This is a genomic window from Sinomicrobium soli (assembly GCF_003285545.1).
Taxonomy (GTDB): Bacteria; Bacteroidota; Bacteroidia; order Flavobacteriales; family Flavobacteriaceae; genus Sinomicrobium.
Map to the genome: position 1 here is coordinate 61,232 of NZ_QLNV01000017.1, position 13,904 is coordinate 75,135.

The window sequence follows — 13,904 nt, forward strand, 5'->3', positions numbered from 1 at the left end:
CTTCGGGAATTGCAGTTTGCTTTTTACTTTTGCGGGATGAATTTTTCCTCAAAACACAAGCTCTTGCGAAATGGCGTGACAGGAACGTTTTTTCTGATCCATTTCGTTTTCCTGTTTTTCATTTTACTGGAATCCAAAGCGCCTTCATACATTCTTGTACTCATAGGCATTTTACTGTGTACAACACTGTTTTCCTATCTGAGATCACCCCTGCATGCAGAAGGGTTTAATTATTTTTCCTGGCGCCTGGTAGTTTGGGTTCCGGTGGGGGGGCTGATCGCGTTTTATCTTAATCAGAAGCTGGGATTGGGGCCGGTGCTGGGAGGCTCCGTTACCGGGTTTGCAGCATCCTGTATTCCCCGTATCGACAGGCGGTCTGAGTATCTGTCCCACCTGCCCGATATGCTCTACTGCGGAGCGTTTATCGGGATGTCTGCCCCGAAAGTAACCCATGAGGTCAGCTTTATATTAATAGCGTCGGCCGTTACAGCTGTTTTGCTGATGTTTTCCAAAAACCTCTTGCACGGAGTAGGCGGAAAACTCGGCACACTGGCCTTTATGGGAGTAGTGGCAGCTTCGGTGATATATCAATTGATGAACCTATGGAAATTGTGGTACTGATAGTAACTGCCCTGGCCGGAGCATTGTCAACATTTTACTGCTGCCGGCGGTTTATGTGGTCTCCGGTGAGAGCTTCAGCCCTGTTGAGCATGGTGGTGGCCTTGATCTTCAAGGTTTTTCCCGATGTTGTATCTCCTTATCTCAACCAAACCATACCGGTCGTTTTTATAGGGGCAACATTTATCGGAATGGTTTCATCGAGGCAGACCACGAGTTATCTTGGTATAGGGCTGGCCGCGGTTGTTTACAGCGTCATTCTTTTTCATACGAGCGAGTATTTCGAAGGATATGGCGGAGCCCTGGGAACCACGGCTTGTGTAGCGCTTCTGGTGATCCTGAGTTCCCGTTATATGAGATCGGATAAAAAAGCGTTTGCAGGAAGCAGGAAAGTGGTCAGAAAACTTCAGAAACCCCTGCGAAAACCATAAACCTGATACGGTGAACAGGCCGTTCTCCCCGGGAAATATACTTGATTTCCGGGAGATATCCCCCGGTATTATAGGGCTATATTTGTATGATCGGTTATCTGAAACGAGCATGAATAAATTTTAATCATTTATTCTCAAAGGACAATGATCAAAATTTTTCATGTGAGAGCGCAGCGGTTCCTGAATGTGCAGAAATTTTTTGCACATTTTGACGGTGCATAAAATTTTAAACAGATGAAAAGATCTGTGAATATGAAAGGAACAGCGAGGTTATTACTGGTGTCCGTATTAACGGTAACCCTGGCATTTTCGTCCTGTAATACAGGGAATAGCGGGAAGAAGTTCGCCTGGGATCCCGGAATTGCCGAACTCACCGGGAAAAATCTCGGGCAATGGTTGCGTAAATCGCCTTTTTCCAATGAACTGCAACAGACGGATGCAGACAAGATTGTCTTTACCAATGCGGAAGAGGTATTTCCGTTTATGGGGAGATATAACAATGCCGTTGAAGCATTGAATTATGCATATGATGGTACGGGAACCATTTACCGGGAGGAAACAGTATTGTACCAGGACCCGGAATGGGGAGATCTCTTTGTCAATGCCGTTTTGCTGTTTGAAGATGGGGAGGTTTTTCTGAAAGATCACTATTCGGCGACAGGAAGCCCGGTCTTTGGTGGGGTAGATGCCGTAATGAGGACCAATAGCAGCAGCCTCCGTGAAACCGGGATATACGGCACATATGACGGCAACCGAAAAAATGCCGTGTATTGGGCACTGACTGGAGGCACTCGTTACCTGTTAGGATTCTGTCAAAAAGGACAGCTGGTTTTCGAGGTAGCCATTCCTGCAGATAAGGGAGATACCCTCGCAGTACTGGATAAGCTGAAAGAGGTAAACCGGGCACTGGGCCTGGACATTACGGACTGGGAAACGGCAATAACAGCAGACCTGGAAACAAGGGATACCCGGGAAACATTCTGGAAAGATCCGTTCCAGGGAATCTACTTTACATCGGAATCCATGAGAGACGAGGTACGGCTTAAACTGAAAGACACTCCCCTTAAACCTTCCGAACGGCCATTCGACGGGGATTACTCTTTTGAATACCCGTCACCCGGAGGAAAGGTAGTGTTATACACCCTGAAGAAAGAAACCGGAAAAGACGAGACTTCCTTTAAGGAGGAATTGCAGGAACTGCCCTCGTACACCAACGGGCTCAACCATATTTTTTACGAGGAAGAAGAACAGGTACAGGACCGGGTCAGGGGAGTGGCAAAAACCTATTGCAGGAACAATACATACCTGGAGATACACTATGAATATCCCGCTTCTGACGAAGAGGCACGCACCGTGATACACGGAGTGCTGAAATATGTAAAGGTTTCTAAATTTTAGGCGGGACCCGGATACGGGCAACTTTTATTTTAAACCGGACATGAGAGGAATTTTGATACATATCGTGATATCCCTTGTGCTTACCGTTGCCGGATGGGTAGTGGGTGATGCCTTTACGGAATTTTCCATTTCCCTTTTAGATCTCGGCAAGGCAAATATTGCAGCCACTTCAATGACGTCCCGGTTTAATAACAGGCTGTTTTTTGGCCTGGCGCTGGGGGCTATTCCCTGGATTCAATGGGGCATAAACAAGGTTGTGAAACTCCATTCCCTGACAGTTAAAACTTTTTTGATTTCTACGGGGTGCATGTTGATTGCAGGATTAGTGGGCTGGCAATTCAGGATTTTTCAGCTCAACAAGCAATGGGAAGCGATGTCTTCATTGCGTCTGGACGACGCTGTCCGCCCTTCATTATCTTATTCTGAATTGTATTTTGCCTTATTCCTGTTTGCAGGTTTCTGTATCGGTGGGGTTATAAGTATATTGTTATTGAGCCGTTTAAAAAGATCAGAAGAAACGAGGGGAAAAGCCTCTGTTTCCTGAGATCAGCGCTTTTATGTATGCGTGTTATATATTACAATTAAAACCGTATTTACCTTCAAAACGGAAAGAAAAAATTTTTATTAACAGTAAAAATTTTGATTATAATATTGATATTTAATATCTTGTCAACTGTAAATAGATCGATTTTTTTAATAGGTATTTTATTTGTTAACCTTAAATTTTAAGTATTATGTCATTTAAAGCCACATTAACAGTAGGCGGAAAGAAAGTAAACATTCTCAACGCCAATTATGACTTAGCACAGGAGGTAGATGCCACCGGGAGACCCTCTTCGGTAACCCGTGGCGGGCGGATTTACCTGACTGTTGAATCCACCGGGGACTCTTTCTTTTTTGAGTGGATGACCAACAATTTCGAACGCAAGAACGGTGTGATCACTTACCTGAAGCGGGATACCGATGCCAAACTTCGCGAAGTACACTTTACCGAAGGCTATCTGGTAAAATACAAGGAAAACTTTGAAGCTTCCGGGAGAAATCCTTTAACAGAGACCTTTGCCATCTCCTGTCGTGTTATTAAGAGCGGCGACGGAGAACATATCAATGAATGGGTGTAAAACCCATTGCATCTTTGTGTGATATTATAAACACGGATCACATACTACGGAGTAAACCATGTATTGTTTTTTCGACCCCATCGAAATTCAGACCGATCCGGAATTTTTCCCTTGTCTTTGTGGCAGGGGGAAAATTTTGTTGTGAATCAAAGCAGGCATATTAGCATAATGAGGGCTTTTACCGTTTATGGGAATACTATTTTCAGGAGCGGTTATTGAAGAGCCGGACAAAAAAAACAGCTTATGAGTTTTTTGGCGCAGTTAAAAGTAGACGGGATGGAGTATAACATACTCGATTGTTCCTATTCCTTTCACCAGGAAACCGACCACAACCGCAAACCGGTAGGTACGGCACGTGGCGGTATTATACAATTGTTACTGGAGGCCAGCGGGAAGACCAATTTTCTTCACTGGATGATCTCTCCCACCCAGACCAAAGACGGCAGCATTACGTTCTTTAAACGTGATGCCATGAGCCGTTTGTACCGTATAGAGTTCAGCAAGGCGTATTGTATACAGTTCAAGGAACATTTCAACGCCCAGAATACCTCACCTTTACAAACCTATCTGACCCTGTCAGCCAGACGAATGAAGGTAGAGGATGTGGTTTTTGAGAATACCTGGGTATAACCTTTAAACGCCCCCGGATGATACAGGACGACCTCAAAAAATTACATTACCAGGTACTGAAACCCAGCCTGGAACAGGCCAAAAGCCGGGCCCGGCCCATGCTGCGGTCGTGCAGCCCCGGGACGCTCGATCCTTTCCCGGTGCTCACCTCTCTTTTCCGGGAGCAGCTGGTTATGCGAAAGCATGACATAGCTGCAATAACAGAATCTATCGACTGCCAGAACCAGGGTTATACTCTGGACGATCTGGATCATTATATCATGGAGTCCGGCAGTTGTGGTCCTGCTAACCCGTTTCAGAACTATGTACGCCCGGCAGATTTCGGTAAAAGCGGCTATAAGGTTTTTGACGGGAGTACGTGGGTAGAGCTGTCTGAAGAAGCCACCATTCATATGGACGATGGCTATGGCCAGGCGGTAAGGGTATATGCCACCGATCCGAAAACGGGGTACAGGCTTCGTATATTTGATGATCCTTCCACACCGGGCATAGAACGGACCGAGAGTACCTACGGGATATTCCCCGATGAGATGGAAGATGGCTTCGGAACGGGTACACCGGAACCGGAAAACCGGTTTGCGTATTGGGAAGATCCTTGTTTTCAATCTTCAAAAACGGGAATTGGTTATTTGGGGATAGTAGCTGGAGCCTTAGAGTATAGGCAGGTAGGACAACTGTTACCGGGTGTGAGCCTTGAAAATAATATGGGCTGGTACCTGAATAAAAAGGGGATAACTCGTTCTTTATCCGCTCAAAGAACAGGCCCGGGCCCGGGATTACATAAAATAGGAGCAAAAAATGCATATATAAGAGCCAAACCCTTCAGAATCTTGGGAAGAGCAACTGTTGTTGTGAGTGTAGGTTTTTCCGCTTATGAAGGTACCGAGGCAATAGTGAATAAAGACAGTAACTGGAGAAGAGTTGCTGCCAAATCTGTAATCGATATAAGTATAGCAGTGGTAGGTGTGTCAACGGGGTTTGTGGGATGGACTGTTTCAACATTATATTTTATAGAAGACCCTTTAAGTGATTGGGGAAGACCCAGTGGTTACACTCATGAAGAATTAAGACATCATAAACTTTTACGCCAAAATGGTCAACTGATGAATCATGACGAATGGAATCAACATTTAAAAGAAGCACCTGTTATTGAATTTAAAATTAAACTGCCCAAAACTTCCAGACAGGAACTATTGGAAAATACTTTGGAACGAAGACAGGACAATACGGAATTGCGAATACCGCATCCCATAAAAAATATCATGATTCATTAACATGAACTGGTTAGAAAAAATAAAGCCTTTTAAGCCCTATCGATACCTGTTTCACAAGTTGTACCATTTCACAATGCGATTAAGCAGTGATATCCCGCAGTATAGTGCCATGCTGGTTATGGCCGTAACTATATTATTCCAGGGTCTGGTGCTATTTGATCTTGTGGGGATTGTTATTGGAGAAAATATGTGGCTGAAATATATTTCCGGAAGTAGTAAAATAGCTATAGGAATTTTTATGGTCATTTTTTTATTGGTCAATCATTTTTTCTTTACCTACAAAGAGAAATGGAAGCGGTTTATAGCCGAATTCGAAGAAGAGAACAGGAAAAACAAAAGGGTAGGAGCCATAATTCTGTATCTGTATTTATTTGTGAGTATTCTCGGGTTTTATGCCCTGCACTTGTGGTTAGTGACCTGGAATAACCCCAACTGGGGATGATTGTGACCGAATGTATTATAAAGAATATTCGTATATGAATAAGATAGGAGGTAAATGATTGTTTATGACTGATTAAAAAGAATAGCAGCAGTGGTAGCCTTGACGGGAATAATTTTACCGATAGGTGGGGTTGGGAGGCGTAACATGTATTTATTATAAATAAATGTCAAAGACAGAGGAAAGGAAAGTAGTTTTTTAAATTTTCTGAGTTTATAGTTTAACCGATCTCTAAATTGTTTACTCAAGAGGTCAAACAATAATTTATAACTTATAATACAAAGGCCATGATACAGGAAGCAATGGACCCCTTGACCCAAAACCTGATCGGGAAGGTCACCGTACAGATCGAAGGTTTCGACCGTTTGGTGGAGTATGAAGACATGAGCCTGAACCAGCAGATGGGGACACATCACGGGTTCTCATTTTCCTGGCGCTACAGCGAGGCCCCGGTGGAAGATTTCCGGGAGCAGGCCGAAGTTATTCAGAAGTACCTGGGAAGCCGGGTATTGATAAAGTTTAAAAGTGCCGGAGCCCGGGAAGTAAAGGAGCTTGTATTTGCCGGGATGGTCACCAGTATTCACCCCACAGGTGCTACGGGATATGCGGTAAACGGAAAAAGCCTGACGCTGGTGATGGATGATATACCGCAAAGCCAGACATTTATAGAGAAATCCCTGGACGAGATCATCAAGGAAGCTACCCGCGATGTTCCCGCAGAACTTCAGCCTGAAAGGGTAGCCAGTACCTACCCGGATACCCCGGCCTATGTGGTACAGTACAACGAAACGGATTTTGCCTTTGTCTGTCGTATGGCCCGAAGGTATGGCCAGTGGTTTTATTACGACGGTACGAGAATACAATTCGGCATCTTAAACGCCTATCACACCACCCTGACCCATAATGTAAACCTGCATCATTTTATTCCCGGAAGCCATGTGATTCCGGGCAAAGTGAACCTCAAGGCTTATGATTATGAGCATATGGAAGCCCTGACAGAGCAGCACCCCGGCAGGGAAGCAGGGAGTCGCAGTCTGTTTGCCCGGAATGCCGCGGAAAAATCCTCGCGCCAGGTGTACAACCGGTATAACAGGAATTACCGGTATGCCTCGCATGCCAGTCACCGCAGGGAATTGCAGGAAATGCAGAAACTCATACAGAAAGCGGCCGAAGCCAATACGGTGATCTATTCCGGGGTCAGTGATCTGCCCTTACAGCTCGGGGGAAAAGTAACGATTACCAAGGACGGGATTCAGGGCGAGTTCCTGGTGATCCGGGTGGGGCATCATTCCCGGAGCGTGGGAGACTATCGCTGTAATTTCGAAGCCATTCCGGCCGATATGGCTGTTCCATATTACACTGATCCCTTCCATACTATCCGTACGGCCGAGACCCAGCCTGCCGTGGTGATCGACAATAACGATCCCAAGGGTATGGGAAGAGTGCGGGTAAAATTTTACTGGGGGCATGAGAGTACCTGGATACGCATGGTACAGCCCTATGGCGGAAGCGGGAAAGGGTTTTACTTTATCCCGGAAAAAGACGAAGAAGTATTGATCTCTTTTGAAGGAGGGAATGCTGAAAAGCCGTATATTACAGGAACACTGTATAACGGGAATGAGGTTAGTGGTTATGCTACGGCCGATAACGACGTGAAAGTGATCCATACCCGCAGCGGGCATATCATTAAGCTGGACGATACCAAAGGGGCGGAAAATATCACGGTAACTGATAAGAATAATAACAGTATTTTTATTGATACGGCCAATAACAATATAGAAGTTACGGCCAATGAGACCATGACCCTGAATGCCAAAAACCTGCTCTTGAATGTTCAGGAAGACATGAACATTCAGGTAGGGAATAACAAGACAGAGACGATCGCCCAAGACCATTCGGTGACCACGACCAATACTCTGGAGATCATTTCCGGGAATAAAACGGTTCAGGTGTCCGAAACCTATGAGCAAAGTTCATCTGAAGCCACCATAGTTACTCTGAGTGGAGATATGAATATTAAAGGGGCTGGGTTGGCCACGTTCCAGGGAGGCAGTGATGTCAAGGTGAGCAAAGGATAGGAATAAATTACGGAAAATGACCCAAGCACAGTAAAATAAATGCTATGGCTGGTGAAGAAAAGAGAAATAAGAAAACCCCGCCTGAAAGTAAAAAGTTCGTTATGAACGGCGCTCGTATAAAATGTGATTTATGTAGCAAACCGGAAGGCAAACTCAGAGTTACCTCCAATGACCTGAAATTACAGGACATGCTCTGGGCCAATATCAATGATACTAACGGGGCCCAAAACCTGATCTTTGACGGGGTTTGTAACCACGGTAAATACGGGGATAAGAAACCTCTCTGTAAAAGTGTTATCCAACTGAAGGGATGGGACAAACCGGCTTCTGTTACGATACAGGATGCCCCTGGAATAGTGATGGAGTCCCAAAATTATTGTCTACCTCATGGCAATCAAAAAATAGAGATAACAGATAGTGGGCAAACGGCTACCGAAAGTGAAATTGAAGAAAAGGATGAACATCGAGTTACTAAGGTAGAGGGGGGTTCTTTAGTGCTTTTTAATTCTTCGGGAGAATATCAGGTAACCGAGTATAATGTTGCTGAAAAACAGGTAGATAAATCTACTGTTAAATGGGCGTTTCGAGTTGATGGAAAAATATGGTATCTAAAAAGTACAGGAGACCATCTGCGATTAAAATTTAATGTTGAAGAACATATAGGCAAGAAAATCGAAATATTATCCTATATCGAAGACCTTAATGAATCGGTTAGCGTAAGTACTGAAATTATTGGCTTGCCAATTTTTATAGATAAGTATAATTTTAAAGGAAAACAATTTAAAAATGGCTTATTTATTATAGCCGATGATATGTGCTATGGAGATGGAGTAAACCTCTCTACCGGACATACAATCTATTCGCAAGAACGTATTGAATCTTATGGATGGATGATGAAGGGTACCATGAAAATGAGTGAGGACAGGCTTTGGGATACTTTTAGCACTATGGTGTTGGACATATTTGCGTGGGGTGAACTGAATGATGTAGCCCTAAAAATGATAGCCCATTTTAAAGCAAATACCGGAACGGAGTTTAGTGATCCAGTTCTGACCAGACACGCAAAGGAACATCCTTCTACCAAACGTTTTTGTAAAGAAATTGAAAGAATGATTGTTGAAAGGTTGAAAAAGGAAGATGGGGCATTAGCACTTATTCAACATAAATTTTATAATGGTAATAATGGTGATACTCCCAGAACATATGATATGAATTACGGACATCCTCGTTTTAAATATAATGAAGACGGGTGGAGTGGTAAAAAGGGGCTCACTATTTTAGTTAATGATACCTGGGCCTATGAGGTTTCTATAACCGGATTTGAAGAAAAAAAGAAAGATTTTAAGATCACTTATAAAGTAACCTTATACGATCATTTTGGTTTGGATGAACCGGATTTGGAAAAGAATTATTATTACATGGAGGGTTTCAGAGCTTGGTTTGTATTGCAACATTTAAGGGGCTACAAACCCTTTATTACAAAAATGGAATTTGAAAATACGTTTAACGGAGCTTATCAGACATGAACAACAATCTTATTTATATGCTTTTAGTTTTAATATGTCTTGGTTGCAATAATAAAACTGAATTTTTTCCATTAACTGAAATAGGAAAAGAATATAGTAGTAATAAAGATATTAATGAATATATTATAATATCAAATCCTCCAAAAAATACAGATTCATTAGCCAGTTTAATATCGCAGTATAATGATACGACGATTAATCTTTGCCAAATAGAAAAAGATTCTATCTGGTTAATGCGGATTTTCTATAAAGAGTCTTCGGGCATGTCCAGAGATTATGAAGAGGATCACAGTTATTTTGGTGATTATGTAATAGCCGACCATCTGGATGATATTATTGCCGTTTTTCAAAAAACAGGTAGCAGTGAAAAACACTATTGGGAATTTAAAGTAAAAGCACATAATGACTCGGATGAATGGAAAAGTTACCCGGTGGAAATAAACTGTCCGGAATGATTGCATAGTGAGAAAAATAACACATATAATAGCTCTTAAGTATTATGGAAGAGGAAGAAGAAATGGCCAATGCCATGCCCGGCCAGGAAGCAGCGACAGCTTTTGGACAGGACAGGGGCAATAGTATTGATTATAACTCTTTCGTCTATGACGATCAGGAAGAGGTAAGCGCAGAAGAAGTCGTTGTTAAGGAAGTCGTTATCTGGATCACCGATGAAATTGCCAAAGAGATTGAGATAGACTGGCAGGCAACATCACAGGGTGCTACTCATATCAAAATTGAATATGAACTTGCTTCTCCGGAAGAGGCCACACACAAGTTGCAGGGAGATAGCTATGTCCCTGCAACAGAAGGGGCAACCCATAAAAAATTAGACAAACCCCGCTATGAAAGCGCAACGGAAGGTGCCACACATAAAGGAACAGCCAAAATGCAGCCGGATGTGGGGTATTATAATGAAATTGAAGGGTATGACGAAGACGGTACTTTTTATGCCAAGAAGAACAGTTCAGGGGCCAATAAAGACAAAACCACTTTCCCGATCTATAAAGCCTATATTTATAAAGGCGACGGCGTAGGGAAAGCCAGAGAAAAACTGGAAGAAGATATAGCCAATAACAATAAGGACCAGGCAGAAAGCGAGTACCTCTATTTTGCCCGTCATTCCGGCGGGGCTCCTGATGCCAATAAAACTTATTTCCAAACCGGTTCCTGTCTATCTCCTACGGGAAGGCATGGACAACCGGATTATTATCAGTTGATGTTTAGGGAAGGAAGGAATAATGGTAAGGTCTCGTATCGTTATCGCATGGTTATTCCGGAAGTAGATTACAGTTCCAATCTTCCCAGGACAACCGGGAGCGGGGACAATGCCGAGGACATCTCCGAAGCAAACGAATACAAACACGGAGATATGATATTTTTAACGCAGAGAGATATAGAGGTGGGGGAAAACACAATCCCCACGGACCAACGTAATGCTTCCTCCTTTGATCCCTGGAAATCCAAGGATATGAGAGGCTGCCACGGTGTAAAAACAGAAAATGGTGGGTATGTCAATAATGCTACGGGGTATTCCGTTTATAAAAACAAATATCATGCAGTAAATACCTGGGTAGAAGAAAAGGTGCCGGAATTAAAAGGAATTTATGGCAGAAGGGGGTTTAGTGATAATACGGACAGTTCGGATGCCAGAATAAAAATGGAAGAACCCACAGATATCGAAGTGGAATATAAAGCTTGGGTAAAGGTAGATCCCCTGCCCGATGTAGATCATATACTTGGGATTTCTGAGGAAGCTGCTCAGGGAGAATCAGCTGAAGAAGAATTACCTGTAGATGAAATAATAGAACGTACAGCAATACCCGATAATGGGCAAAACTAATAATTATGATTGCAAAGTATAGCTGCTTTTTCTTGATATTTTCTTTGTTTACCTATAGTTGTCATGGAACACCTAAATGGAACAAAGGGGCCAAAAACAACGTAAAAAATTCACAGGAAGGTATCTTTAAAAACTCAAAAAATATAAAAAGGCAAGATTCATTGTCCTATTTTATACTGCAATCTGTCCATATAATTGATATATCCCGAAAAGATGGTGTTTTTATTGATTCCGTTGAGGAAGAAAGGCTTTTAAAAAAAATCAAAGGTTTGGTTAAGGAAGGGAGTATAATTAAAGAAGAAGATATTTTAATGCTGGTGCAAAGGGATGGGAGCGGCGATGGCTATATAACATCAAAACTAATATTGGAATTTCTGCTCGAAAATTACAAAGAGCATAACAAGCAGAAATTATTGGATAATCTATTGCTGGAATCTATTCAAAATACGGGTTCCAATATTGTGAAGTTTTTGGTTAATGCGGGTGCACATCCTGATCCTGATGAAATTAAGCGTGTTATTCTCGGATGGTCCCCGGATTATTCTCCCTCTTACAAAACATTAAAGATCGTTGTAGATCAATTACATTTCGATCTTCATAAGGAATGTAACATTACCCTCTTGTGGTGGATATTACAAGGGAGTCAATTTTCCTCGGATTCAAAAATAGATGTGAACCATATCCGGACTGAACTGGCAACCCGGAAGGAAGAGGCTTTTCTGCCCTGTAATGAAAACCAGGTTTTCGATCCGGATTTCTTCGCCGTGGGGCAGAGTGCGTATGACCTTGGGATAGTTTCTGATAACCCGGAAATTGCAGATATCTTCAAAGGTCTCAAATAAAAATCACCAGGGCAAAGGTTGTTAATATAAAGCAGGTATATGGATTTTGAGAATGGCCCTCTGGAGGATACGATATACTTCCCGGATTCCAACGCCGTCCTGGAAACCGGCAGGGCCCGGAAAGACGGTACACGTCATGGCCTCTGGCGCGCTTATTACAAGAACGGGGATTTAAGAGCAGTGGGCATATACCAGGACGGGAAAAAGGAAGGGAAATGGAAAATGTACAATAGAGAAAAGAAGCTTCTTGCGGAAGGACATTTTCAGCGTAATGTACCCGATGGTTCATGGGCCTGGTATGATGAAAAGGGCGGGAAACGATTTGAGCGTACCTATAAAAACGGCTTTAAAGAAGGCAATTGGATAGGATATTACTCCGATGGTAGCCTCTACGGGGAAGCCTGGTTTGCCAGAAGTCAGTTGACCGGAGGCATAATGTTTTCTCCCGATGGCAGGGAGATGCCTATGCCGACCCTCGGCAAGCTGATGGAACGTATTGTCCTTCTGGAAGGAAAGAACGGCACGGTTAAAGGAGAAAAGCCGGATAGCCGGGAAAATCTCTGGCGCTTTGCCATAAACAGCGGAAATCCTGGTAAAATAAAAGACCTGGCTGATAACGGTATAGAGATAAAGCAGGAATATATAGATATGATCTGTGAAAAGTGGTACCAGGCCAACCAGAACGGAGGGGGGTATTATGGAAAGGAAACTATTGCGTATTTCGATACCCCGCAGGCAATGGAAGCATATCGGAATGATTTCGGGAAAAATTACCTTACCCAGCTAAGAACCGATAAACAGAAGGTATTGACTAACTATGAAAAACAGTCCGTTATTATCCGGAGATGCAGGGATATGCTGGATGCTCTTGACCTCTACGACATTGTTATCCGCAAACGGTTTATAGTAAAAATACTTTCCGCAGACCATGCAGAAGATGCCCGCTTTACCGGGGAAGAAGTACGTTGCTTTTGGGAGCGGGGCAAAATGAGTGTCACGGATGGTATAGTGTACTCCTCTCCTATAGGGGAAACGGAAAAAAAAGACCTTATGGAAATAGCGCTGGATTCCTACTATACAGAACCGACAGTGGTACAATTCCTTATAGACGTGGGATATCCTGTAAACCAAGGACATTTCCGGAAAATAGCATCCATAAGAGAAAGCTATTACAGGGATTTGATACCGGATGAAGATGGGGTGAGCGGGGTTAATTATAGCGAATCCGACGTAATCAATGCAGACCGTACTCTGAGGGTTGTGCGCAGGGCTTTGGGCGATTTATCACTGCCGGACGGCATTATTACTTCTCCTGATGATGTTAATATGAGGGTATTTCCTAATGGAACATCCCGGGTTGTAACAACAATTTCAAGCGGTACTTTGGTAAATATACGTTCTGAAGTAATACCAAAGTACTGGGTGCATATTAAACTTGAGAACGGGAAGGAAGGTTATGTACTTGGAGACTTTTTAAAGAGAATCTGAAATGGCTGATTTGCTTGGGTAAATAGTGTCATAACTATGTTATGCCCAATCAGAAAATCAAGTATAAAAAAGTTCCCGATCTCTCGAAAGGCTTTTCATTACTGGGTATCGAAGGTGGTAACCTGTTTAAGAACTATGTACGGTATCCGTCCGGGCAATTACACCTGGTTACTCTTCTTCGTATTGGGTTGTAAAAGCAATGTCTTTACCTTCAGCTCT

14 protein-coding genes are annotated in these 13,904 nt (G+C 43.0%); all 14 read left to right on the forward strand.

Annotation, left to right across the window (positions count from 1 at the left end; genetic code table 11):
• The first annotated feature begins 36 nt into the window (after window positions 1–36).
• Window positions 37–621, forward strand: a complete 585-nt coding sequence (locus DN748_RS16605) for a hypothetical protein (protein WP_146746633.1) — start codon at window positions 37–39, stop codon at window positions 619–621.
• The gene (locus DN748_RS16610; protein WP_112372953.1) at window positions 603–1,049 is read left to right on the forward strand and encodes a hypothetical protein; all 447 of its coding nucleotides are present in this window, start codon (window positions 603–605) and stop codon (window positions 1,047–1,049) included. The genes DN748_RS16605 and DN748_RS16610 overlap by 19 nt, the downstream gene beginning before the upstream one ends.
• Window positions 1,050–1,283: 234 nt before the next feature.
• Window positions 1,284–2,447, forward strand: coding sequence for a hypothetical protein (locus DN748_RS16615; RefSeq protein WP_112372954.1), 1,164 nt, complete (start codon window positions 1,284–1,286; stop codon window positions 2,445–2,447).
• Window positions 2,448–2,487: 40 nt separating this feature from the next.
• Window positions 2,488–2,991 carry a hypothetical protein gene (locus DN748_RS16620; protein WP_112372955.1) on the forward strand — a complete coding sequence of 168 codons (504 nt, stop codon included), beginning with the start codon at window positions 2,488–2,490 and terminating at the stop codon, window positions 2,989–2,991.
• A 190-nt stretch (window positions 2,992–3,181) separates the two neighbouring features.
• Window positions 3,182–3,568, forward strand: a complete 387-nt coding sequence (gene tssD / locus DN748_RS16625) for a type VI secretion system tube protein TssD (RefSeq protein WP_112372956.1) — start codon at window positions 3,182–3,184, stop codon at window positions 3,566–3,568.
• Window positions 3,569–3,811: 243 nt separating this feature from the next.
• Complete coding sequence (gene tssD / locus DN748_RS16630; protein WP_112372957.1) at window positions 3,812–4,198, forward strand: type VI secretion system tube protein TssD; 387 nt, start codon at window positions 3,812–3,814, stop codon at window positions 4,196–4,198.
• A gap of 17 nt (window positions 4,199–4,215) precedes the next feature.
• Window positions 4,216–5,472 (forward strand): hypothetical protein, encoded by a 1,257-nt coding sequence (locus DN748_RS16635; RefSeq protein ID WP_112372958.1) that lies wholly within the window; start codon window positions 4,216–4,218, stop codon window positions 5,470–5,472.
• Window positions 5,473–5,545: 73 nt separating this feature from the next.
• Complete coding sequence (locus tag DN748_RS16640; RefSeq protein ID WP_146746634.1) at window positions 5,546–5,914, forward strand: hypothetical protein; 369 nt, start codon at window positions 5,546–5,548, stop codon at window positions 5,912–5,914.
• Window positions 5,915–6,198: 284 nt separating this feature from the next.
• Window positions 6,199–7,989 (forward strand): type VI secretion system Vgr family protein, encoded by a 1,791-nt coding sequence (locus tag DN748_RS16645; RefSeq protein WP_112372960.1) that lies wholly within the window; start codon window positions 6,199–6,201, stop codon window positions 7,987–7,989.
• Window positions 7,990–8,033: 44 nt separating this feature from the next.
• Window positions 8,034–9,515, forward strand: coding sequence for a DUF3289 family protein (locus DN748_RS16650; RefSeq protein WP_112372961.1), 1,482 nt, complete (start codon window positions 8,034–8,036; stop codon window positions 9,513–9,515).
• Window positions 9,512–9,970 carry a hypothetical protein gene (locus DN748_RS19015; protein ID WP_146746635.1) on the forward strand — a complete coding sequence of 153 codons (459 nt, stop codon included), beginning with the start codon at window positions 9,512–9,514 and terminating at the stop codon, window positions 9,968–9,970. Before DN748_RS16650 ends, DN748_RS19015 begins: the two co-directional genes overlap by 4 nt.
• 44 nt (window positions 9,971–10,014) lie before the next feature.
• Window positions 10,015–11,355: a hypothetical protein gene (locus DN748_RS16660; protein WP_112372963.1), complete on the forward strand. Its 1,341-nt coding sequence runs from the start codon at window positions 10,015–10,017 to the stop codon at window positions 11,353–11,355.
• Window positions 11,356–11,360: 5 nt separating this feature from the next.
• Window positions 11,361–12,197, forward strand: coding sequence for a hypothetical protein (locus tag DN748_RS16665; protein ID WP_112372964.1), 837 nt, complete (start codon window positions 11,361–11,363; stop codon window positions 12,195–12,197).
• A gap of 39 nt (window positions 12,198–12,236) precedes the next feature.
• Window positions 12,237–13,685 carry an SH3 domain-containing protein gene (locus DN748_RS16670; RefSeq protein WP_112372965.1) on the forward strand — a complete coding sequence of 483 codons (1,449 nt, stop codon included), beginning with the start codon at window positions 12,237–12,239 and terminating at the stop codon, window positions 13,683–13,685.
• Window positions 13,686–13,904: the final 219 nt, after the last annotated feature.

What these genes read in the sequence shown, in the direction of transcription:
- DN748_RS16605 (WP_146746633.1), top strand. Translation starts at nt 37, where the DNA reads ATGAATTTTTCCTCAAAACACAAGCTCTTGCGAAATGGCGTGACAGGA.
- DN748_RS19015 (WP_146746635.1), top strand. Translation starts at nt 9,512, where the DNA reads ATGAACAACAATCTTATTTATATGCTTTTAGTTTTAATATGTCTTGGT.
- DN748_RS16665 (WP_112372964.1), top strand. Translation starts at nt 11,361, where the DNA reads ATGATTGCAAAGTATAGCTGCTTTTTCTTGATATTTTCTTTGTTTACC.
- DN748_RS16615 (WP_112372954.1), top strand. Translation starts at nt 1,284, where the DNA reads ATGAAAAGATCTGTGAATATGAAAGGAACAGCGAGGTTATTACTGGTG.
- DN748_RS16670 (WP_112372965.1), top strand. Translation starts at nt 12,237, where the DNA reads ATGGATTTTGAGAATGGCCCTCTGGAGGATACGATATACTTCCCGGAT.
- tssD (WP_112372956.1), top strand. Translation starts at nt 3,182, where the DNA reads ATGTCATTTAAAGCCACATTAACAGTAGGCGGAAAGAAAGTAAACATT.
- DN748_RS16610 (WP_112372953.1), top strand. Translation starts at nt 603, where the DNA reads ATGGAAATTGTGGTACTGATAGTAACTGCCCTGGCCGGAGCATTGTCA.
- tssD (WP_112372957.1), top strand. Translation starts at nt 3,812, where the DNA reads ATGAGTTTTTTGGCGCAGTTAAAAGTAGACGGGATGGAGTATAACATA.
- DN748_RS16620 (WP_112372955.1), top strand. Translation starts at nt 2,488, where the DNA reads ATGAGAGGAATTTTGATACATATCGTGATATCCCTTGTGCTTACCGTT.
- DN748_RS16660 (WP_112372963.1), top strand. Translation starts at nt 10,015, where the DNA reads ATGGAAGAGGAAGAAGAAATGGCCAATGCCATGCCCGGCCAGGAAGCA.
- DN748_RS16650 (WP_112372961.1), top strand. Translation starts at nt 8,034, where the DNA reads ATGGCTGGTGAAGAAAAGAGAAATAAGAAAACCCCGCCTGAAAGTAAA.
- DN748_RS16635 (WP_112372958.1), top strand. Translation starts at nt 4,216, where the DNA reads ATGATACAGGACGACCTCAAAAAATTACATTACCAGGTACTGAAACCC.
- DN748_RS16645 (WP_112372960.1), top strand. Translation starts at nt 6,199, where the DNA reads ATGATACAGGAAGCAATGGACCCCTTGACCCAAAACCTGATCGGGAAG.
- DN748_RS16640 (WP_146746634.1), top strand. Translation starts at nt 5,546, where the DNA reads ATGCGATTAAGCAGTGATATCCCGCAGTATAGTGCCATGCTGGTTATG.